Below are 22973 nucleotides of genomic sequence, written 5' to 3' on the forward strand. Positions count from 1 at the left end.
GCGTCATATCGGCTGGGTGGAGCACGCCAACGGCGGCACGCTGTTCCTCGATGAAATCGGCGACCTGCCGCTGGAGAGCCAAGTCAGCCTGCTGCGCTTCCTGCAGCAAGGCACGATCACGCGTCTTGGCGGACACCAGGCGATTCCGCTGGACATCCGCATCATTTCGGCAACGCACGTGGACCTGGAAGCGGCCCAACACCACGGCGGATTCCGTACCGACCTGTTTCATCGACTGTGCGTGCTGACCTTGTCGGTGCCGCCGCCCGCGAGCGGGGCAGCGACATCGTGCTGCTGGCCGAACACATCCTGGCTCAGCACGCGAGCGAAGCCTGCACCGCATCCGCGGGTTCACGCCCTGCGCGCTCCACGCGATGATGCATTACCCCTGGCCGGGCAATGTGCGCGAGCTCATCAACCGCGTGCGTCGCGCGCTGGTGATGACCGACAACCGCAAGATCTCGGCCGCCGACCTGCATCTCGAAGGCTATGCCTCCGTGTCGGGCCAGACGCTGGAGGAAGCACGCGAAGGCGCCGAATCGGATGCCATCCGCACGGCCATCGCGCGCAACGGCTTCCATATGGGCATGACCGCGCGCGAACTGGCAGTGTCGCGCGTCACGCTGTATCGGTTGATGCAGAAGCACGGCATTCGGGCAGAGCATCCGCTGCATCCGGCCTAGGCTTGATCGCATCGCTTTCATTCCGATCGTCGGGGCGTAGCGCTGATGCTGCGCCCCGGATGCGCTTTGAAGCAGGAGAAGCGGCGAGACCGAATTGGCCGCGCGAGCTCCTCATCCGGTCCACCCAATAGTTGGTTCAACGGACTGAATCCGGCAGCCGGCACCAGACGAAACGGAGGCCACCAGCGCAGCAAACGCGGTCAGGTTGGCTTGCATCGGGATGCCCATGCGAAGCGATGACTAGAAGAAAAGAGTGCCCGCCGGGGGACGGAGCACGAAACCGTTGAAGGTACGATGCCACCCCGTCCGTTGCACGTTGCGAACGCCGCACATTTTGGTGCGTTCGCGAGCATCAACAACGACGCCCGCCGCCGAGAGACTGACGCGGCGCCTGTAATCCGGCGCGGTAGCTGCACATGCCTCGATACACCCCACTTCCGGGGGGATTGCGCAAGCCCCGTCGCCGTTGGATTGTTAAGCCACGCATGCGACGTACTCAGTTCGCCGTCCGTGAGCGCGGACACGACAGAACCGGTGGATGGATCGAATGCGCGGGTGGGAATAGGACCGAATGCGAGTCGCGCCGGCAACGTATCGGCGAGAACGCTTCGAAGGGCGACCAGCAGCGTGATGACACGCCGCATAACGAGATCGCCGTCTACTGCGAGCGCCGGCTTCATGACGACCATGGCCGCGCGATTTGCGACCACTCCGGTCTTCTCGACCATCCACCCGAACGGCAAACGTCGAGCACAGCGCTGCGCGATTGTCGGCATGGCTCGCTCCTCCCGAAGGGTATAGAGCGACATCCATGCCATGACGGCTAACGCCTTGTTTTAACGGGATATTTTTCACACGGAGAACCACCCAACCCGGCATGGCATGCGTTTTTTGTGTCGCGACTGAAACAGCGGTCGCCATAAAAACCGCAGTAGTCGGGTGCAGGCTCTCCGGTGGCCGAATTGCGCGCCCTGGCAAACGCTGGGCTACAGTACCCAGGACGCAGCAACGAGGGTCCCGAGGCATGGCCGTGGCGCCTGTCATTTTTGACTTCCGCCACTAAAATGATTCGGAACGGGGTCTGCTCCGGCCTGTATCTCGCCTGGGCGACAAGGATGTTCGCAAGATCGGTAACAGGTCGAGAACAACGATGAACACTGTTTTGATCGAAGCCCATCCGTTGGTGCGTACAGGCATTGCGCACCTGCTACGGACGCTCAAGGGCGTCACTGGCGTCACTGTCGTCGAACCGGACGAAGGATGTTCGACGCCATCGAAACCAATGCCGACGCTGGTCTTCTTGTGATCGGCCTGCCGCTGCCACATCTCGACGAGTTGTCGGCCATCGGCGAGATCATGCACCGCCCGCACGCGCGCCACGTGGTCGTGCTGGCTGAATCCGAATCGCCCGACATTATCCCGCTCATGCAGATGGGCTTGTCGGGGTACACGCTCAAGCATTCGCCGGGCGAAGTCATCGCGGCTTCGCTTGAGCTGGTGCTCGTGGGCGGTCAATACATTCCAGCCAGCGCGCTGCTGCCGGAATCGCGTCTGGACGGCGCGCCCAACCCCGCGCTGGCAGGCGACCCGCAGACCGATCCGAAGCTGCTCGGGATTACGCCGCGGCAGTACGAGATTCTGGTGCTGCTCGCGCGGGCATCCGGTCAAGACCATCAGCCGCATGCTGAATATCTCCGAAGCAACAGCAAAGGCGCATATCAGCACGCTGTATCGGCGCCTGAAGGTCCGCAGCCGTACCGAGGCGGTGTACGTCGCCAATCAGCGCGGCGCGCGCCTGCTCTCGGTCGCCTGACTCCATCCAAAGCGAGAGCGCACGTCGCAAAGTCGCACGCGACGGCCGATATACTGGCCGCATGCTTTCGTCCGTTTTCCGCTGGTTCTCAGGCCGCGCACGTGCGCGGCGCCTGGCGCGTTACGCCATCTCCGACGCGCTGTGGTCACGCGCGCTCGACGGGCTGCCCTTTCTGCTCGATTGGCCTGACGCGGACCTCGCACGCCTGCGTGAAACGGCCACGCTCTTCATCGCCGAAAAGGAATTCACCACCGCGCACGATTTGCCGCTCACCGACGAGATGGTGGTCAGCATCGCCGTGCAGGCAAGTGTGCCGATCCTGGAGCTTGGCATCTCGTGGTACGGCGGATGGCACGGCGTGGTGATCTACCCCGGCGAGTTCATCATCCGCAAGGAAGTCATGGACGAAAACGGCGTTGTGCACAACGTGCGTGAAGAAGCCGCCGGCGAAGCATGGGAGCACGGCCCGGTCATCCTGTCGTGGCAGGACATCGAACTCGGAGGCGCACTGGCCGAGCCCGGCGCGCAGCCGTACAACGTGGTCATGCATGAGTTCGCGCACAAGCTGGACATGCTCAACGGCGAGTCGGACGGCATCCCGGCGTTTTCATCGCGCCTGCATGGCAGCGTCGACCGCGAGCAATGGGCCGATGACCTCTACGCCGAGTACGACGCCTTTGCCCATCGTTGCGAGCAGATTCCGGAGCATCGGTGGGGCGACGATCCGATCCTGTCGTTGCTCGACCCCTATGGCGCACAGCATCCGGCTGAGTTCTTGCGGTGGCGTCGGAGGTGTTCTTCGTCGAACCGGTGGCCATGCGCGAGACGCTGCCGTCGTTGTACGCGCTCTTGCAGGCTTTCTACCTGCAGGATCCGGCACGGCGCGTGCTGGAACCTGAACAACGCCAGGAGGGCTTCCTGCCATGACGATTCGCCAAGCGCTTCGCACCACGCTGCTCGGTTGTTGTCTCGCTGCCGGCACTGCGTTGGCGCAACCGACAGCGCCCGTGATCCTCAGCGTTACCGCACAGTTCGATGGGCAATCCGAGACCAAACGCGTCACGCTTGCAACGGACGCGTCCACCATGGGGCAGCACGTCGCCTTGCTCGAACGTACGCATACCTACGACGTGGGGGCTCGATGCCGCGCAAGGAATGGGAGACACGCTTCGCCGCCGGCCTGCCCGACGACACGATCCCACAGGGCTGCGACACCACCACCTGCCAATTCATACGTCACCGCTGGGCCAAGACCGGCGTCGACGTCACCCTGCGACCAATGGTCGTGTCGGGCGAGTTCCAGACGCTGTCCATCGGCGTAACGCTGCATCGGTTCCAGCCTTCGCCCGACGCTGAGGCCCCTGCCCGAGTCGATACCTGGACGCGCAACCTGGACACCTCGTTGCGCATCGGAGACACCAAAACGATGGATCTGGACGGCCACGGCGTGCTGACGATCGAGCGCTTGGCCGCGCCTTAATGAAAATAAGACTTATTAGTCTCTTTTCGATGCACCGGCACGACGGATTTTGCGGCAAGCGCGTTGCTCAAGCCTTTATTTCTCTGGCATAATTCTCGTTTCTCCACCCGGCAAGTGATTCGAGGGCTGGTCGCACGGTGGCTCCTACCCTGTGAGCACCTGAAGCGCGCCGCGAATTGGCTACCTCTACCCCAGGGCCCATCATGAAAGAAGGCATTCACCCGAATTACCGCGAAGTCGTGTTCCAGGACATGTCCAGCGACTTCAAGTTCATCACCCGCTCGACTATCCAGACCAAGGAAATGATCACGCTGGACGGCAAGGAATACCCGCTGGCCAAGATCGAAGTCTCGTCCGAATCGCACCCGTTCTACACGGGCCAGCAAAGGTTCTGGACACGGCCGGCCGCGTCGAAAAGTTCCGCAACAAGTTCGGCAGCAAGATCGGCAAGGCTGCCAAGTAATACCGGCGCCGGAGACGGCTCAGCGCATGATCCGCTCAGTGCAGACCGTCTTAGTGGTCAGAAAAAGGCAGCTCCGGCTGCCTTTTTTGTTTCTCGGCACATGGTAGGCCGTTGATTCGGCCCCTCTTTACGATCCGCACGTCGCTGTGCAACCCCGGCTGGGCTCGCCTGGTCTGACACTCGATGAACACCACCCGCGTCTCGCGCATCCGCCTGACTGCCGCCGCCACCCGCGAGTTGCCGCGTTGGCTGCTGCTCGCCATCTGCGTCATCTACGGCCTGTCGGGGCTGTTCTCGCGCGACCCGTGGAAAAACGAAGACGCCGCCGGCTTCGGCGCGATGTGGACGCTGGCCACCGGCAACGCGCAGGACTGGCTGATGCCGAACATCGTCGGCCGCCCGGTCGTGCAATCGGGGCCGCTGGTGTTCTGGATCGGCGGGGCGTTCATTCGCCTCTTCGGACAATGGCTGGGCCCGGCGGACGCCTCGCGCCTGGCGACCGCCCTCTTCTTTTTCGTCACGTGCGCGTGCATCTGGTATGGCGCCTATCTGCTGGGGCGCCGTGCCGAGGTCCAGCCGTTTGAATTCGTCTTCGGTGGCCAGCCCAACACGCGCGACTACGGCCGTACGCTTGCGGATGGTGCGCTGCTGATCTTCCTCGCCTGCGTAGGCCTGGCGCAGCGCGGTCACGAGACGACCCCGCTCGTTGGGGCGCTGTGCTTCGTGGCGGTCGCGGTATATGGCTTGATCCGTGCGCTCGACAAGCCGGTGCACGGCAGCCTGATCTACGGCATCGGCATCGGTTGCCTGTCGCTGGCGGGCGGCCCAATCCTGCCATTGGCAATCACGGTGGCCGTATTGATCGCCGCACACGCCACGCGCGTGGTGCCGCTGCGCCCGCTGCTGACAGTGGCGCTGCCCGTGTCGCTCGTTATCGGCTGCTCATGGCCGGCGATGGCGCACTTGCTCGCAAATAATCCGACTGACGCTGTGACGTACGTTCGAGAATGGGCGCGCTTCGATCGCCATCAGTATGCTGGCCCCACGACCCATTCGCTTGGCTTTGTCGCACGCAACCTGCCGCTGTTCGCATGGCCGGTCTGGCCGCTGGCTGCATGGGCATGGAAGAGCTGGGGCGGCATGCGCACCGCTCCGCATATCACGCTGCCGCTGGCTGTCTTCCTGCCGCAATTTGTGTTGCTGCTCATGCAGCCTCACCCGGGCGACGACGGTTTCCTCTTGCTGATTCCGCCGATGGCCGTGATGGCGACGTTCGCGCTGCCAACGCTCAAGCGCGGTGCCATCAGCGCAATCGACTGGTTTGCGCTGCTGGCCTTCACCATCCTGGGCGGCACGCTCTGGCTGCTGTGGATCGCCAAGATGACGGGTTTCCCGCCTCAGCTTGCGCGCAACGTGTACCGCATCGTGCCCGGCTATCGACCCGAGTTCAGCTGGACCGCACTGGTATGCGCGCTGCTCGTGACTGCCGCGTGGGTGCTGATCGTCGTCTGGCGTACATCGCGCGCGCCCAAGGCCATCTGGCGTGCCGTGGTGATCTCGGCCGCCGGCACCACACTGATGTGGGTGCTGATGATGACGCTGTGGCTGCCCACCATCAACTACGCCAAGACCTACCGCGATGTCGCGCAGTCAGCTGCGCTTGCGCTGCCGCGCACCTACACGTGCAGCCGATCCGCATGGGCGATGCGCAGCTTGCGTCGTTCGCGTACTTCGGCCACATCCGCTTTGGCAATGCAGAAGACAACTGCGACATCCTGCTGCGCCACGACCCATACGACTACGGCGCACCAACGAGCGTCTCCAACTTCGAGTGGCGCCTGATCTGGGAAGGCCGCCGCCCTGCCGACCGCGATGAGCACTTCCGTATGTACCGCCTGACCGAGGCCGCGGCGGCCACGCATCCGCCGCCGAACCCGGCAACCACACGCCGACGTAAACTGCGCCAGTAACGCTTCCGCAGCACCTCCATGTTTGTCGCCGACGTCCGCCGCATTACCGCACTGGCTTGGCCGGTACTGATCGGCCAGTTGGCAGTCATCGCCTTTGGCGTCCTCGATACGGCGATGGCCGGCCGCGCCTCTGCGGCAGACCTCGCTGCCATCGGGCTCGGCGGATCGATCTACGTGACGATCTACATCAGCCTGATGGGCGTGCTGCAAGCGCTCTCGCCCATCGCCGGACAACTGTACGGCGCGCAACGGCACAGCGAGATCGGCGAGGAAGTCCGCCAGGCCGTTTGGCTGGGACTCGTGCTCGCGGCGATCGGCATGCTGATCCTGTGGTTCCCTGCCCCACTCCTGCAACTGGCGGACGCCACGCCGGAACTCACCGAGAAAGCCACCGCCTACCTGCGGTATGAAGCGCTCGCGTTGCCCGCAGCGCTCGGCTTCCGGATCTACTCCGCGTTGAACAACGCGCTGTCGCGCCCTGTGATGGTGACGGTGCTGCAGCTTGCCGGCCTCGTCCTCAAATTTCCGCTGAACGCGCTGTTCCTGTATGGCGGCATGGGCATCCCAGCGATGGGCGGCCCGGGATGCGCACTCGCCTCGATGATCATCAGTTGGCTCTGGTTTGTCGCAGCGGCTGCCATCCTGATGCGTAACCCAGCGTACAAGCCGTTTGCGATTTTCACGCAGTACTCGCCGCCCAATCGGGCGCGGCTGTGGGCGCTGGTACGCCTGGGGGTGCCGATGGGCTTCACCTACTTGATCGAGATCACGTCGTTCACGTTGATGGCGATCTTCATCGCACGCCTTGGCACGGTGGTCCTAGCAGGGCATCAGATTGCCGCCAACCTTGGCGCGGTGGCCTACATGGTGCCGCTGTCCCTGTCCATCGCGACGTCGACACTGGCGGCGCAATCGATCGGCGCACGCGATCGCGTGGCGGCCCGGCGTATCTCGTTGAACGGCATCAGGTTGGCGGTGATGTGTGCGGTTGCCGTTGGCGCGGCGGTGTTGTTCCTGCGGCGGAGTTGGTGAGCCTCTACACACGATGCCGCTGTCCTGGCGATTGCGGTGCCGCTGCTGCCTTTCATTGCCTTCTACCAGATGTTCGACGCGCTACAGGTCATGACGGCGTTTATCCTGCGCGCATACAAGATCGCGCTCATCCCAACCGTTATCTACGCGCTCTCACTGTGGGGCGGCCTGGGCGGCGGCTATGTGCTCGGATTTGGACTGCTGGGGGACGTTGCGACGGCACTGCGTGGCGCAGCGGGCTTTTGGGCGGCCAATGCGCTCAGTTTGATGGTGGCCGGTGCATTGCTGCTCAGCTATTTCAATCGCGTCAGCCGCACCGCCGATTAAAGCAAGCCATTCGCGGCCGCTTTAAAACGACATCAATCCGGATCGACTGGAATTGAATAGAAAGCGCAAAAGAAAAAACCCGCTGCAAGCAGCGGGTTTTGATTTGGCGGAGCGGACGGGACTCGAACCCGCGACCCCCGGCGTGACAGGCCGGTATTCTAACCGACTGAACTACCGCTCGTGTCGGTTGCAAAATCAGCTAGAGACTGATTTTGCTAATGAGCTTCTGGTTAAGCTCTTGTTTTGGCGTCCCCTAGGGATTCGAACCCCTGTACTCACCGTGAAAGGGTGATGTCCTAGGCTCTAGACGAAGGGGACAGAAACTGTTTTGCAACGCTTTCTGTCTTACGCTGCGAAGTCCGCTACTATAACGAACTTTTTTGCGTTTTGGAAGCCTCTTTTCAAAATTTATTTTTGAATCGAATCTTCCGGCATTTTGGTGGAGCTAAGCGGGATCGAACCGCTGACCTCTTGCATGCCATGCAAGCGCTCTCCCAGCTGAGCTATAGCCCCAAGGTACTGCCTTTTACTGCTTGCTTCTTACTGCATTTCGCTTCGTGTTGCAGCGAAAACAAGAGTATAGGGGAAGTGTTTAGCGCTTGGCAATACCCTTTCGCAAAAATTTTTGAGCCGCATTGATCACGCCGCCAAGCGACGCAGAACGACGTCGCGACCGAACAGTTCCAGCACGGCATCAATCGACGGCGTTTGCAGTTGGCCCGCCACCAGCAGGCGCACCGGCATTGCCAGCTTCGGCATCTTCCAGCCCTGTGCGGCCAACACTTCCTTGAAGGCGGCGCCAATGGCCTCGCGTTTCCACTCGGGCAATGCGCCCAGCTTCTCGGCCAGCGCGGCAATGCCAGGGCGTACGTCGTCGGTGAGGTGTTGCGCAGCCAGTTCCGGCTCGACCGTGATATCCGTGCGATAGAACAGCAGCGCCGTCTGGGCGACTTCACGGAGCGTGTTGGCGCGATCCTTCACGAGCGCAATCACGTCGGCCAGCACAGGGCCGCCATCGACCTTACCACCCAACTCTTCAATGAACGGCTTCACCAGATCGGCCAGGCGCGCGTTATCGGCCTGCTTGATGTAGTGGTTGTTCAGCCAGGCAAGCTTTTCAGGGTTGTACTGCGCCGGCGACTTGCCCAGGTGCTCGAGGTCGAACCACTCGATGAACTGCTCGCGCGAGAAGATCTCGGCATCACCGTGGGCCCAGCCCAGGCGGGCAAGGTAGTTGACGATGGCTTCGGGCAGATAGCCCGCATCACGGTAGCCGGTGACGGCCATGGCGCCGTGGCGCTTGCTCATCTTCTCGCCCTGCTCGTTGAGCACGGTCGGCAAGTGAGCATAGACCGGCGGTGTACCGCCAAGCGCGCGCAGGATGTTGATCTGGCGGGGGTGTTGTTGACGTGGTCGTCTCCGCGGATCACGTGGGTGATCTGCATATCCATGTCGTCAACGACCACGCAGAAGTTGTACGTGGGCGTACCGTCGGGGCGCGCGATCACCAGGTCGTCGAGTTCGTCGTTGGAGATTTCGATGCGGCCCTTCACTGCGTCGTCCCACACGACGCTCCCACCGATCGGGTTCTTGAAGCGGATCACAGGTTGCACGCCGGCCGGCGGCGTCGGCAGAACCTTGCCGGGCATGGGGCGCCAGGTGCCGTCGTAACGGGGCTTCTCGCCGCGCTCGCGTTGCGCCTCGCGCAGGGCATCCAGCTCTTCGGTGCTCATGTAGCACGGGTAAGCCAGATCCTGCTGAACCATCTGCGCGACCACGGCGCGGTAACGGTCCATGCGCTGCATCTGGTAGAAGGGGCCTTCGTCGATATCCATGTCCAGCCAGGCCATCGCTTCCAGGATCACGTCGACGGCTTCCTGGCTGGAGCGCTCCACATCGGTGTCTTCAATGCGCAGGATGAAATCGCCCTTCATCTTGCGTGCGAAGGCCCACGGATAAAGTGCCGAGCGGATGTTGCCCAGGTGGATGAAACCAGTGGGGCTTGGAGCGAAACGAGTGCGGACGCGCTGTGTCATAGGAATGGCTGAACGAATAAGGCCGCGCGATCGAATCCTGAGCGCGGATTCTGGGCGGCCTCTATCAAAACCGAAATTATAGCAACCGAGCTGCGCCAGTCTGACCGATCCGTCGCCGAACTTTGGCACAATGGCGGCCGGCCGCAGCGCGCTCGAGTACGACCGAACATCACTGCGCGACATACCCAACCGCCCTAACCTCCTCATGCAACGCCGCCTCCTCCTGGGCGCCGCCGGCGCCTCGATGCTCTCCGCCTGCACCGTGACGGGCTTTTCGTCCGGCAAAACTGAAACGCCCGTCACGCCCGCCACGGCTGTACTTCCGCCCACGGCCCAGCCAGCCACGCAGCCCGTCCGGATCGGATTGGCATTGGGCGGCGGTGCCGCGCGCGGTTTTGCGCACATCGGCGTCATCAAGATGCTGGAAGCCCAGGGCATTCAGATCGACTTCATCACCGGGACGAGCGCGGGCAGCGTGGTGGCGGCGATCTACGCATCCGGCATGTCGGGGTTGGAAATGAACCGCATGGCGCTCAAGATGGACGAGGCCATGATCGCCGACTGGGCACTGCCGTTCGGCACGCGCTTCGGCGGCTGGCTCAAGGGCGAGGCGCTGGAGAAATACATCAACCGGCTGGTCAAGCAAAGAGCATCGAGCAGATGCGCATTCCGCTCGGCATCGTCGCGACGGACCTGGCAAGCGGCAAGCCGATCCTGTTCCGGCGCGGCAATACCGGTCAGGCGGTGCGTGCGTCCTGCAGTATCCCGGGCGTGTTCCAGCCGGTAACGATCAGCGGTCGCCAATATGTGGACGGCGGCTTGGTGGCGCCCGTGCCCGTTACCTACGTCAAGCAGATGGGCGCGACGTTCGTGATTGCAGTGAACATCTCAGCGGACCCGTCCAACCAGGCGGTGTCAGGACAGGCGAGCATGCTGCTTCAGACGACGGCCATCATGGGCCAGAGCATCAGCAAGACGGAGCTGGCCCAGGCCGATGTGGTGATCACGCCGTCGCTGCCGTTTGTGAAGGGCAGCGACTTTACCGCCCGCAACGAGGCGATTCTCGCAGGCGAGCAAGCCGCGCAGGCCGCCATGCCACTGCTGCGGGAGAAGCTGCATTTGACGCAGACCATCGTGGGCACCCTGCTGCCGCCGCACTGACACTCCGGTCAGCGGATAACAAAAAAGACCGCCGCAGCGGTCTTTTTATTGCGTGATAGCGGGCCCGAGCGAATCAACCGCCGTACATTGCCAGCGGCTTGCCGGCGGCGTTCGGATCGACTCGCTTGAGTTGCTCGACAAAGTTGTCGGCGCCATCCTTGATTGCGGCGCCCGAGTTGCCTTCGATGCGGCGGGCACCGTTGTAGCGCGTCACCCAGTACGAGGCAGTCATGTCATCCACGCGGATCTTGCTGCCGGTGGACGGTGCGTGCACAAACTTGTTGTCGCCGATGTAGATGCCGACGTGCGAGAACGTGTGGCGCATGGTGTTGAAGAACACCAAGTCGCCGGGACGTAGTTCAGCCGTGTCCACACTGGTGCCCACACGGCTCATTTCCACGGCGCGACGCGGCAGCAGGAAACCGAACGTGTCGTTGAAAACGTAGCGGACGAAGCCGCTGCAGTCGAGGCCCGATTCCGGCGTGTTGCCACCGAAACGGTAGCGCAGACCGATCATGCCCAGGGCGTTCATGACGACGTCGCCGGTCTTGCTCATCACGTTGGAGATGAGGCCCGGCTTGGCTTCGGGCTTGACGTCGGCGCGGACTTCCGTGTCCTTGAAGACCGTATCAGCATGCACTGCATTCGACACGATCACGCCGCAACCGATCACAACCCCTACCGCTAGGCGCGCCATGGAATGAAGTACGAAATGCTGCATTGGCTCTCCCTCGGAAACTCGTAATGATGCGGCCAACATACGCAGCCGCAAATGAGAACAGTCCGAATCTTGTTAAAACAATCTCGCAGGATGATAAAAGTGACACTTTGACTTGTCAAAGGTCGTTACAAATTCATCGGAATCCACATGCAAATCAGGCACTTAGACATGACTTTGGATGCGCATTCTTACAAAAACAGCGCATCAAAACTGCACTGATTCGGGGCAAACGCGGTGCGTTTTACGGGTTATCCCGGGCAGGGATGAGTGAGGCAGCCGCCATCAGCTTGCAGGTGTAGGGGTGAGAAGGCGACGCCAACACCGCTTCGGTATCCCCCTCTTCCACCACCTTCCCATCCTTCATCACCACCACGCGATGTGACATCGCGCGGATGACGGCAAGGTCGTGGCTGATGAATAGATACGACAGGTTGTACTTTTTCTGAAGGGCTGACAGCAGCGAAAGCACCTGCTGCTGGATTGACACATCGAGTGCCGAAGTGGGCTCATCCAGCACCAGCAGCTGCGGCTTGAGAATCAGCACACGCGCGATGGCGACGCGCTGGCGCTGTCCACCGGAGAATTCATGCGGGTAGCGGCCGAGCGCTGTGCGGTCAAGGCCAACTTCGCGCAGCGCCTCGATCACGCGGTGACGGCGCTCGGCGGCGTTGACGTGCGGTTGGTGCAGCGCCAGCCCTTCTCCGACGATTTCCTCAATCGTCATGCGCGGCGACAGCGAGCCGTATGGATCTTGAAACACCACCTGCATGCGCGCACGCACTGCCCGGCGCTCGTCGCGCGAAATACGCAGCAGCGAATTGCCCAGGAAACGCAGGTCGCCGCTCTTTGCCGTTTGCAGCCCCAGCAGCGTCTGCGCTAGCGTGGTTTTGCCTGACCCCGATTCGCCGACGATGCCAAGCGTCTCGCCTTCGCGCAGCTGCAGCGACACAGCATCGACCGCGGTGAACGGGTCAGTCCGGAACCAGCCGGCAAACCCGGGACGATGGCGTTCGTAGGTGACCGTCAGCTTGTCGGCTTCAAGCAGCACGGGGCAAGCGGCACCAGCGGCAGCACGTCCCGCTGCGGACGGCTCTCGAGCAGCCGGATCGTGTACGGATGCTGGGGCGCGGCAAACACGTCGGCCGTGTTGCCGGTTTCGACCAAGACGCCGCGCTCCATCACGCCGACGCGCTCGGCAAACGCGCGCACCATGTTCAGGTCGTGCGTGATGAGCATGATGGCCATGCCGAATTCGGCCTGCAGTTCGCGCAGCAATTGCAGGATCTGCATGCGCACCGTCACATCGAGCGCGGTGGTCGGCTCGTCGGCCAGCAACAGCTTCGGCGAGCACGCCAGCGCCATGGCGATCATTGCGCGCTGGCGCTGGCCACCCGAAAGCTGATGGGGAAGGCGTCAAACCGGCGCGGCGCCTCGGCAATGCCGGTGCGTTCCAGCAGCGCAATCGCACGTGCCTTGGCGGCGCGCTTGTCCAGGCCCTCGTGCAATTCCAGCGTTTCGACGATCTGGTTGCCGATCGTGTACAGCGGGTTGAGCGCAGTCATCGGCTCCTGGAACACCATGGCGACGTCGGCGCCGCGCAGGCCGCGCATCTCGCGCTCGCTGGCGGCCAGGAGGTCGCGGCCTTCGAGCAGGATGCGGCCGCTGTATTGCGCGTCGGCCAGCAATCGCATGATCGATAGCGCGGTCACGGACTTGCCCGAGCCGGATTCGCCCACCAACGCGAAGCGCTCGCCGGCGTGCAAGTCGAGCGAGACATGCTTGACGGCTTCCGTCACCTCGCCGTGTTCAGATTCGAAATGCACGCACAGGTCATCCAAGCGCAACAGCGGACCGTCGTACTTCGGCGTGGAGGAACGCAGATCGACGCGGGTCATTTCACCCCCGCCGGTTTCTGGCGCGTACGCAGTTGGGCGAATGACAGGCGCGTGTCGAAGGCATCGCGCAGCGCGTCGCCCATGAAGGTCAGCAGGACGAGTGTCAGCACGAGCACCACGAAGGTCGACAGCGAGATCCACCAGGCATCCAGGTTGGCCTTGCCTTGCGCAAGCAGCTCGCCCAGGCTCGGGGTGGATGGCGGTACGCCGAGGCCAAGAAAATCCAGGCTCGTGAGCGCAAGAATGGCCGCGCTCATGCGAAACGGCAGGAAGGTGATCACGGGCGTCAGGCTGTTGGGCATGATGTGGCGCCACATGATCTGCCAACTGGACAGACCCATCGCCCGCGCGGCCTTCACATAGTCGAGCGAGCGGTTGCGGTAGAACTCGGCGCGCACGTAATCCGACAGACTCATCCAGCCGAACAACGACAACAGGATGATGAGCAGCCCAAGACTGGGCGTGAAGATCGATGCGAAGATGATCAGCAGATACAGCTCCGGCATCGAGCTCCAGATTTCAATCAGCCGCTGCGACACCATGTCGAAGCGCCCACCGAAGAAGCCCATCAGCGCGCCCGTTAGCGTGCCGACCAGCACGCCGAGCACCGTCAGCGCCAGGCCGAACAGCACCGACACACGGAAGCCATACAGCAGCCGCGCAAACACATCGCGGCCACGATCGTCTGTGCCGAGCCAGTTTTCCGCAGAAGGCGGCGCCGGATTGGGCTCTTTCGAAAAGTAGTTCAGCGTCTCGTACGAATACGGATTGGGCGGGTAAATCGCAAAGCTGCCCGGCTCCTTGAACTTGTCTCGAATGAACGGATCGAGGTAATCCGTCGGTGTCGGGAAATCCCCGCCGAAGGTCGTTTCGGGTACGACTTCACGATCGGGAAATACCAGTTGCCGTGATACTTGACCACCAGCGGTCGGTCATTGGAGATGCACTCGGCGCCCAGGCTGAGTACGAACAGCACCACGAAGATGAGCAGGCTCCAATAGCCCAGCCGATGCTGCTTGAAGCGGCGCCACGCACGCTTGAGCGGCGATGGCGAGTGGCGCACCGGATGTGGCGCGGCCGTGTTGGATGCATGCGTGGATGTGCGCGAATACTGAGTCATGGTCGCCGGCCCGCCTATCGCCCAACCGAGCCGAAATGGATCCGCGGATCGACCAGCACGTAGCACACGTCGGAAATCAATCGCGCAGCGAGGCCAATCAGCGTGAACAAGTACAGCGTGCCGAGCACGACGGGATAATCACGTCGCATCACGGCCTCATACGACAGCAGGCCCATGCCGTCGAGCGAGAACAGTTGCTCGATCAGCAGCGACCCCGTGAAGAACGCGCCAATGAAGGCCGAAGGAAACCCCGTCACCAGCGGCAGCAGCGCGTTGCGGAAGATGTGCTTCCACAGCACGCGCCGCTCCGACAAGCCCTTGCTACGCGCAGTCAGCACATACTGCTTGCGGATCTCCTCCAGGAACGCATTCTTCGTCAGCATGGTGATGACGGCAAAGCTGCCCACCACCGATGCCATGACGGGGAGCGTGATGTGCCAGAGGTAATCCGTGATCTTGCCGAGCAGGCTGAGCTGATCCCAGTTGTCGGATGTGATGCCGCGGATCGGGAACCACTGGAAGAACGTGCCGCCGCCAAACAGCACCAGCAGCAGCACCCCCAACACAAACCCCGGGATGGCATAGCCGACCAGCACGATGATGCTGGTCACCAGATCGAACCGGCTGCCTGCGCGCACGGCCTTCGCAATGCCGAGCGGCACCGCTATGAGATACGTGAGAAAGAACGTCCACAACCCGATCGAAATCGATACCGGTAGTTTCGACTTGATGAGATCCCACACGCTGCGGTGCTGGAAGTAGCTCTCACCCAGATCGAAGCGCGCAAAACGGCCGAGCATCAAGAAGTAACGTTCGACGGGGCTTTTGTCGAAGCCATACAAGGCGCGGATTTCCTTGATCTTCTCGGCGTCGACGCCCCGACGGCCGCGATAGTCGAAGGCACCGCCACCGCTGGCCTCGCCGCCCGCGCCCCGCCCCTTCATCTCCATCATCATCTGTTCGACCGGGCCACCGGGTACGAACTGGATCACGACAAACGTGAGCGTGATCACGCCGATCAGCGTCGGGATCAGGAGCAGCAACCGTTTGATCAGGTACGCGAACATGGTGTCACCGATGCGGTCATTTGGCAGCCGATTGGGCGGATTCCGGCGTCCGCCACCAGGCCGTCAGAACCCAGGCCTCGGCCGAGTAGTAATACGGCAAGCGATCCGGGTACATCAGGTTCTTGTTGTAAGCTACGCGGTGCGAGGCCGAATACCAGTGCGGAATCACATAGCAACCCTGCATCAGCACGCGGTCGAGGGCGCGCGAAGCGGTGACCAGCTCGTCGCGATTGTCGGCACGCAGCACATCGTCGATCAGCGCGTCGACGGCGGCCGATTTCAGGCCGATCACGTTGTCCGAGCCGGCCTCGTCAGCCGCAGCGGAGCCGAAGCGGTCCTTCAGTTCATTGCCCGGGCTTTGCGAATCGGGAAAGCGCAGCGAGATCATGTCGAAATCGAACTCTTCCAACCGCTTCTGGTAGAGCGCGAAATCGGTCATGCGCTGGTTGACCTGGATGCCGAGCTTCTCAAGGTTGCGTGCATACGCCGCCATGACGCGGCTCATGGCGCCGCCATCGTCGAGCATCTCGAAGACGAACGGCTCACCCTTGCTGTTGCGCAGCGCACCGTCGGCGTAGGTCCAGCCCGCCTGGGCCAGAAGGCGACGTGCCTGCCGCAGGTTGTCACGGAGTGAGCTGGGCGGATCCGTCGAGGGCGGTGCGGGCAGCACACCAAACACCTCGGGGTCGAGCTTGCTGCGCAGCGGCTCCAGCAACGCCAGCTCGCCCTTGCTGGGCATGCCCGTGAGCGAATCCGACGCGGCCAGTTCGCTATTGGCGAAGTAGCTGTCGAGCCGGCGATATGCACCGTAGAAAAGCTGTCGATTGAGCCATTCGAAATCGAGCGCCAACGCCAGCGCCTTGCGCACGCGAAGATCCTGAAACAGCGGCCGCCGCAGGTTCATCACAAAGCCCTGCATGCCTGCGCCATTCCGATGCGGGAATTCGCTCTTGATCAACTCGCCGCTGCGGAACTTCACGCCGACATAGCTCTTGGCCCAGTTCTTGGCACGGTATTCCACCATGGCGTCGTACTCGCCGGCCTTGAACGCTTCCAGGCGGGCGGTTTCGTCCTTGTAGAGCTTGTACTGGATGCGCTCGAAATTGAACGAGCCACGGCGCACGTTCAGATCGCGTCCCCAGTAGTCGGGATTGCGACGGAAGGTAATGCCGCGCGACGGATCGAAGCGCTCGATCACATACGGCCCGCTGGCAACGGGATCCTGGAAGGTCAGCTTGTCGAACGCGACATCCTTGCCGCCATCCGGGTCGTCGGGCTTGCCGCTGCCCTTGCCCCACTTGGGCGAGAACACCGGCAGGCCGCCGACGATGAGCGGCAGCTCCTTGTTCTTGCGCTTGAAGTCGTAACGGATGGTGCTGGCGTCCACCACCGTCACCTTGGCCACATCTGCGGTCATGCTGCGATAGGCCGGGCTCGCGCCCTTGCCCATCAGCATGTCGTAGGAGTATTTGACGTCTGACGCGCGCACGCGATCGCCGTTGGAGAACCGCGCGCGCGGGTTGATGTGGAACGTGACCGAGAGTTCGTCGGGAGCCACCGTCACGTCGTCCGCAAGCAGGCCATAGCCGCTGGCGGTTTCATCCCAGCTCGTAATCAGGAGGCTTTCGAACACCAGTTGATTCAGGCCCGGTGCCGACGTCCCCTTGATCGTGAATGGATTGAACTTGTCGAAGCTCGTGCGGCGGTCTGGATTGCCGAGCAGCAGCATGCCGCCGATGGGCGCCTTCGGGTTCAGGTAGCCGAAATTGGAGAAACCCGCTGGATACTTGAGGTCGCCATATTCGGCGTAGCCGTGTGCCGCCCAGGCGGGTGTCGCGCAAATCGCCGCCAGCAGGCTGAACAGCGCCATGAATCGCTTGTGTGCCACAACGCGCACGCTCATTGCGCCCCTTGCCCCCAATGTCCTTGCATGCGTTGATCCGATTGATCGCTGTCTGAAAAACTGTTTTCGACGATTCTAACGCCCTCCCACGGCAATCCCACCAATTCCGGCCCGGGATCGTCCCGCATTGACAAGGCTGGCAGGCGTTGTGCGGCACCGCGCAAATGGGCAGGCGCCCCGCGCTTTCCGGTATGATCGCGCCCACCTAATTGCCTCGTGCCCCGGAAACCGCCGCTGCGCCGCTGCAGTGACGAGTGACCACAGCAACATACGGGCGCGACGTTGCCCCACATTTGTATGGAGAAACCATGGGATTCCTCGCTGGCAAGCGCATTCTGATTACCGGCCTTCTGTCCAACCGCTCGATCGCCTACGGCATCGCCAATGCCTGCAAGCGCGAGGGCGCGGAACTGGCCTTCACCTACGTCGGCGAACGCTTCAAGGACCGCATTACCGAATTCGCCACCGAGTTCGACAGCAAGCTGGTGTTTGATTGCGACGTCGGCAGCGATGAACAGATCGCCAAGGTGTTCGAAGACCTCGGCCAGCACTGGGGCCACTTCGACGGCCTGGTGCACTCGATCGGCTTTGCGCCGCGCGAAGCGATTGCTGGCAACTTCATGGATGGCCTGTCGCGCGAGTCGTTCCGTATCGCCCATGACATCTCGGCCTATAGCTTCCCCGCGCTGGCGAAGGCTGCGCTGCCGATGCTCTCGCCCAATGCCTCGCTGCTGGCCCTGACCTACCTGGGCGCTGAGCGCGTGGTCCCGAACTACAACACGATGGGCCTGGCCAAGGCGTCGCTCGAAGCGAGCGTGCGTTACCTGGCCAGCGCGCTGGGTCCGAAGGGCATCCGCGCCAACGGCATCTCGGCGGGCCCGATCAAGACGCTCGCCGCGTCCGGCATCAAGGATTTCGGCAAGCTGCTCAAGTACATGGAAGACGTGGCCCCCCTGCGCCGTAACGTCACCATCGAGGAAGTGGGCAACGTGGCGGCGTTCCTGCTGTCGGATCTGGCCAGCGGTATGACTGGCGAGATCACGTACGTGGACTGCGGCTTCAACGTGACCGCCGGTGTGCCGGACGTCGTCGGCCAAGGCTGATGCGTTAATGCACCCACGCATGCGCGCGCCATCTTCGGAAGGCGCATGCGTGGGGAGCAGACAAAGAAAAAGCCCGCATGGCGCAAACCATGCGGGCTTTTTGACGTGCAGTGCAATGCGAGCCGTCACGTCAGCTCGACTCGCATCCGCCTGTTATGCGCGCTTCCCGCGAGAAGCGCCAAACTGGCGGAGACGGAGGGATTCGAACCCTCGATCCAGGTTTTGGCCCGGATGCTCCCTTAGCAGGGGAGTGCCTTCGACCTCTCGGCCACGTCTCCCAAACTTGCGTCACACGAAGGAGCCCGTGCAACGAAGCGCGTATTCTAGCCACTTCACCCCACCCGGTCAACGACAACTGCATGACATGGGGTGAGAATCTATGGCCCCGGGTCGCCACCCGGCCATCCGGTGTCAGCTCAGCCGATTACGCCTGATCCAGCTCGAACGCCTTATGGAGCGCGCGCACGGCCAGCTCCATGTACTTCTCATCGATGAGCACCGAGATCTTGATTTCCGAAGTGGAGATCATCTGGATGTTGATGCCCTCTTCCGACAGCGTGCGGAACATCTTGCTGGCGATGCCCACGTGCGAGCGCATACCCACACCCACCACCGACACCTTCGACACCTTCGGGTCGCCCGACACGCTGGCCGCGCCGATATGCGCCTTCACGCTGTCGTTCAGGATCGCCAGGGCGCGCTGGTATTCGCCGCGCGGCACGGTGAAGGTGAAGTCCGTCTTACCTTCCACCGACTGGTTCTGGATGATCATGTCGACGTCGATGTTGGCGTCGGCGACCGGGCCCAGGATCTGATAAGCGATACCGGGCTTGTCCGGCACACCGATCACGGTGATCTTGGCTTCGTCGCGGGCAAAGGCGATGCCGGAAATGGCGGCGGCTTCCATGTTCGAATCTTCCTCAAAAGTAATCAGCGTGCCCGAGTTCATCTCGACGTCGAGCGGCATCAGCGGGTCGGTCAGCGACGACAGCACGCGCGTCTTCACGCGGTACTTGCCGGCAAACTCCACCGAGCGAATCTGCAGCACCTTCGAGCCAAGGCTGGCCATTTCCAGCATCTCTTCGAAGGTGATCTTGTCCAGCCGGCGAGCGTCGTCCACCACGCGCGGGTCGGTCGTATAGACGCCGTCCACGTCGGTGTAGATCAGGCATTCGTCGGCTTCGAGCGCGGCGGCAACGGCCACGGCCGAGGTATCGGAACCACCACGGCCCAGCGTGGTTATATGACCTTCGCTGTCGATGCCCTGGAAGCCCGTGATGACGACCACGCGGCCCGCGTCAAGATCAGCGCGCACGCGCTCATCATCGATCGACTGGATGCGCGCCTTGGTGTAGGCCGAATCGGTTTTCACCGGCACTTGCCAGCCTGTGTAGCTGCGGGCGTCGATGCCTTCGGCATGCAGTGCAATGGCCAGCAGACCCACGCTCACCTGCTCGCCCGTCGAGGCAATCATGTCGAGTTCACGCGGGTCGGGTTGGGCCGAAATCTCTTTGGCCATACCCAGCAGGCGGTTGGTTTCGCCGGACATGGCCGAGGGGACGACCACGATCTGGTGACCTGCACGGTGCCACTTGGCAACGCGCTTGGCGACATTCTTGATGCGTTCAACCGAACCCATCGAGGTGCCACCGTATTTGTGAACGATGAGAGCCATCTTGGAAAGATCAGGAGGAGGCGAAGCGGTGCAAAAGCTTTTGAAAATACAGCAATTTACATCGATCGGCAAGCAAATCACCGGTGACGATGTGTTTCAGAGCGCACCCTCGACGCCGGCCGACCACGTGATTTGCCAACCAGCACCGGTGTGCATGGCGGCTCGATTCATTCCCAGCCCAGCTGCGAACACGAGCATGTCGCCCGCATAAAGTAGCGGCAACCGCTCGCGCTCCCAGGCCGGAATGCCCGCCTCCTGATAGGCCTGTTTGAGCGCGCGGGACGGTGCGCCGGAGCGCAGCACGATGCGTTCACCGCCACGGCGGGGCGTCAGAAGGAGCGGCGCTTGCAACGTTTGGGCTGCAACACCGTCGTTCGCCACGGGCTCAAACAACAGCGTCCCGCCCCATGCGTCCAACGTCACGCGCTGTTCAGCCAGATGCGTCGGCTCGAACAGCGCCGCACCGATGGCAATTGCGGCCGGCTCTGGAATATCGCTGGCGCCAGCGTCGATCCATGCAACGCCACGGTAGCGCCTGACCTGCCCAGTCGGCAATTCAATGCGCAGCGCACCGTCATCTCGCGCGTCGGTCAACTGCGTACGCAGATCCTCCAGACGTCGACTTGGCAGCGCGCGCATGCCTGCCTTGGCCAACCACGCACGCAGCACCGCACGCTGACGCGGCACGGACAGTGCATTCAGCGCGGCCACGTTCAGCTCCTTCGCCGACGCGATTTGGGTCAGGTCCGCCTGTGCAATCTCGTCGATCAACGCGGCGGCCTCCGCCAGATGCGCAGCGCTGCGCGACAGCGCTTCGCGATACGCGGGGAAATGATCCGCCATGCCTGCCAGCAGCGGGCGCAATGCATTGCGCGCGTAGCGTGCGTCGGTGTTGGACGGATCTTCAACCCAGCTGAGCGCGTGAGCATGTGCGTACAGCTCGATCTCGCTGCGCGATGCATCGATCCATGGACGCAGCAACGTGATTGCGCCCGCCCGAGCCATCGGCATGGCGGCCAGCCCGTCGAGGCCGGCCCCGCGCATCAATTGCAGGAGTACCGTTTCAGCCTGGTCGTCCTGATGATGGGCCGTCAGCAGGATGGAGGCGCCCGTCTCCTCGCAAAGCGCTTCGAGTGCGGCGTACCGGGCTTCGCGCGCCGCCTCTTCAACGCCCTGCCCCGCATCGATCGCTACGTGGACGCGACGCGCATGAAACGCCACGCCGACCGCCTCGGCCATGCGTTGACACGCGCACTCCCAGACATCGGCATCGGCCTGCAAGCCATGGTGGATATGCAGGGCAACGAGCTGCACGCGGGCGCCCGCGTCGCGCCACGCGGCACACGCGTGCAGGAGCGCGGCGGAATCCCGCCCGCCCGACAGCGCGATCGCCACGATCGGTGTGTCGACCTCGCCAGAAACAACAAAGGCCGCACACGCGGCAACGCGTTGTGCGACCTTGTTGACGAGATCAGCCGACGAATCAGCGACCTTCGGTTTCCTTGAACTTGCCATAAGCCATCAGGCGTTCGTGACGGCGGGCCTGGAGTTCCGACGTCTTCATGCCCTGGAACTGGCGCAGCGACTCAGCGAGCGCGCGCTTGAGCATCGTCGCCATGCCCTTCGGATCACGGTGTGCGCCGCCCAGCGGCTCATTGACGATCTTGTCGATCAGGCCCAGCGCCTTCAGACGATGCGCCGTCAAGCCCAGCGCCTCGGCGGCTTCGGGCGCCTTCTCTGCGGTCTTCCACAGGATCGACGCGCAGCCTTCCGGCGAGATCACCGCGTACGTGGCGAACTGCAGCATGATCACGGAGTCACCCATGGCGATGGCCAGTGCGCCGCCCGAACCGCCTTCACCGATGATGGTGGCGATCAGGGGCACCTTCAGGCCGGCCATCACAAACAGGTTGTGGCCGATGGCTTCGGATTGGCCGCGCTCTTCCGCATCGATGCCCGGGAATGCGCCCGGCGTATCGACAAACGTGAAGATCGGCAGGCCGAACTTGTCCGCCAGCTCCATCAGGCGCTTGGCCTTGCGGTAGCCCTCGGGCTTGGACATGCCGAAATTGCGCAGTGCGCGCTCCTTCGTGTCGCGGCCCTTCTGGTGACCGATCACCATGCAAGCCTGGCCGTTGAAACGCGCCAGACCACCCACGATCGACAGGTCGTCCGCAAAGGTGCGGTCGCCGTGCAGTTCGTGGAAGTCGGTGAAGATCTCGCGGACGTAATCGAGCGTGTACGGACGCTGCGGGTGTCGGGCAATCTGCGCGACCTGCCATGGCGTCAGATTCGCGTACAGATCTTTGGTGAGCTGCTGGCTCTTGGATGCCAGGCGGGAAATTTCTTCAGAAATGTCGACAGCGGAATCGTCTTGTACGAAGCGAAGTTCTTCGATCTTCGCCTCAAGTTCTGCGATCGGCTGCTCGAACTCCAGGAAGGTTGTTTTCATGGATCTTCTGAAAGGCTCTTGAAGGCGCGCATTCTACCGGATTTTGACCGCCCGGCGACGCGCTCCGTTTCA

8 protein-coding genes, 3 tRNA genes and 11 pseudogenes are annotated in these 22973 nt (G+C 62.6%); 9 read left to right on the forward strand and 13 right to left on the reverse strand.

The genetic code is table 11. The features are described 5' to 3' along the window. The 7 pseudogenes from OWR21_RS03885 to OWR21_RS03915 form a co-directional block, all read left to right on the forward strand. Positions 1-683, forward strand: a pseudogene (locus OWR21_RS03885) (sigma 54-interacting transcriptional regulator); the annotation flags it as partial. Positions 684-1833: 1150 nt separating this feature from the next. Next, positions 1834-2496: pseudogene (locus OWR21_RS03890) on the forward strand (LuxR C-terminal-related transcriptional regulator). Between the two features lie 61 nt (positions 2497-2557). Beyond that, positions 2558-3423 (forward strand): annotated as a pseudogene (locus OWR21_RS03895) (zinc-dependent peptidase). Next, positions 3420-3976 (forward strand): annotated as a pseudogene (locus OWR21_RS03900) (hypothetical protein). The pseudogenes OWR21_RS03895 and OWR21_RS03900 overlap by 4 nt, the downstream one beginning before the upstream one ends. A gap of 203 nt (positions 3977-4179) precedes the next feature. Further along, positions 4180-4439 (forward strand): annotated as a pseudogene (locus OWR21_RS03905) (type B 50S ribosomal protein L31). 183 nt (positions 4440-4622) lie between these two features. Beyond that, a pseudogene (locus OWR21_RS03910) lies at positions 4623-6409 on the forward strand (ArnT family glycosyltransferase). Positions 6410-6427: 18 nt separating this feature from the next. Further along, positions 6428-7768, forward strand: a pseudogene (locus OWR21_RS03915) (MATE family efflux transporter). A 244-nt stretch (positions 7769-8012) separates the two neighbouring features. Here the strand turns inward: OWR21_RS03915 and OWR21_RS03920 are convergent. The 4 genes and pseudogenes from OWR21_RS03920 to gltX form a co-directional block, all read right to left on the reverse strand. Next, a tRNA-Glu gene (locus OWR21_RS03920) sits at positions 8013-8086 on the reverse strand. A 119-nt stretch (positions 8087-8205) separates the two neighbouring features. Then, positions 8206-8281 (reverse strand) — tRNA-Ala (locus OWR21_RS03925). A 126-nt stretch (positions 8282-8407) separates the two neighbouring features. Further along, complete coding sequence (locus OWR21_RS12560) at positions 8408-8821, reverse strand: hypothetical protein (RefSeq protein WP_442968595.1); 414 nt, start codon at positions 8819-8821, stop codon at positions 8408-8410. A gap of 111 nt (positions 8822-8932) precedes the next feature. Beyond that, a pseudogene (gene gltX / locus OWR21_RS12565) lies at positions 8933-10011 on the reverse strand (glutamate--tRNA ligase); the annotation flags it as partial. On the opposite strand from gltX, the pseudogene OWR21_RS03935 reads away from it, so the two are divergent. Beyond that, positions 10010-10965, forward strand: a pseudogene (locus OWR21_RS03935) (patatin-like phospholipase family protein). The pseudogenes gltX and OWR21_RS03935 overlap by 2 nt on opposite strands. Before the next feature lie 73 nt (positions 10966-11038). Here OWR21_RS03935 and OWR21_RS03940 read toward each other — a convergent pair. The 5 genes and pseudogenes from OWR21_RS03940 to OWR21_RS03960 all read right to left on the reverse strand — a co-directional run bounded on the left by OWR21_RS03940 (position 11039) and on the right by OWR21_RS03960 (position 17671). Further along, positions 11039-11686 (reverse strand): C40 family peptidase, encoded by a 648-nt coding sequence (locus tag OWR21_RS03940; protein WP_027677664.1) that lies wholly within the window; start codon positions 11684-11686, stop codon positions 11039-11041. Positions 11687-11927: 241 nt separating this feature from the next. Further along, positions 11928-13581 (reverse strand): annotated as a pseudogene (locus tag OWR21_RS03945) (ABC transporter ATP-binding protein). Then, a pseudogene (locus OWR21_RS03950) lies at positions 13578-14701 on the reverse strand (ABC transporter permease). The pseudogenes OWR21_RS03945 and OWR21_RS03950 overlap by 4 nt, the downstream one beginning before the upstream one ends. Positions 14702-14715: 14 nt before the next feature. Next, entirely contained in the window at positions 14716-15768 is a 1053-nt protein-coding gene (locus tag OWR21_RS03955) for a microcin C ABC transporter permease YejB (RefSeq protein ID WP_027677667.1), read from the reverse strand. 16 nt (positions 15769-15784) lie between these two features. Next, positions 15785-17671, reverse strand: a complete 1887-nt coding sequence (locus OWR21_RS03960) for an extracellular solute-binding protein (RefSeq protein ID WP_147213691.1) — start codon at positions 17669-17671, stop codon at positions 15785-15787. A 308-nt stretch (positions 17672-17979) separates the two neighbouring features. On the opposite strand from OWR21_RS03960, the gene fabI reads away from it, so the two are divergent. Then, positions 17980-18774: an enoyl-ACP reductase FabI gene (gene fabI / locus OWR21_RS03965; protein ID WP_147213690.1), complete on the forward strand. Its 795-nt coding sequence runs from the start codon at positions 17980-17982 to the stop codon at positions 18772-18774. A gap of 184 nt (positions 18775-18958) precedes the next feature. On the opposite strand, the gene OWR21_RS03970 is transcribed toward fabI, so the two are convergent. From OWR21_RS03970 to OWR21_RS03985, 4 genes are all read right to left on the reverse strand, one after another. Then, a tRNA-Ser gene (locus OWR21_RS03970) sits at positions 18959-19052 on the reverse strand. 146 nt (positions 19053-19198) lie between these two features. After that, positions 19199-20449: an aspartate kinase gene (locus OWR21_RS03975; RefSeq protein ID WP_045204290.1), complete on the reverse strand. Its 1251-nt coding sequence runs from the start codon at positions 20447-20449 to the stop codon at positions 19199-19201. 96 nt (positions 20450-20545) lie between these two features. Beyond that, complete coding sequence (gene tilS, locus OWR21_RS03980) at positions 20546-21964, reverse strand: tRNA lysidine(34) synthetase TilS (protein WP_147213689.1); 1419 nt, start codon at positions 21962-21964, stop codon at positions 20546-20548. Next, positions 21933-22901: an acetyl-CoA carboxylase carboxyltransferase subunit alpha gene (locus OWR21_RS03985; protein WP_009238448.1), complete on the reverse strand. Its 969-nt coding sequence runs from the start codon at positions 22899-22901 to the stop codon at positions 21933-21935. The genes tilS and OWR21_RS03985 overlap by 32 nt, the downstream gene beginning before the upstream one ends. Positions 22902-22973: the final 72 nt, after the last annotated feature.

The organism is Ralstonia sp. 1B3, assembly GCF_036631435.1.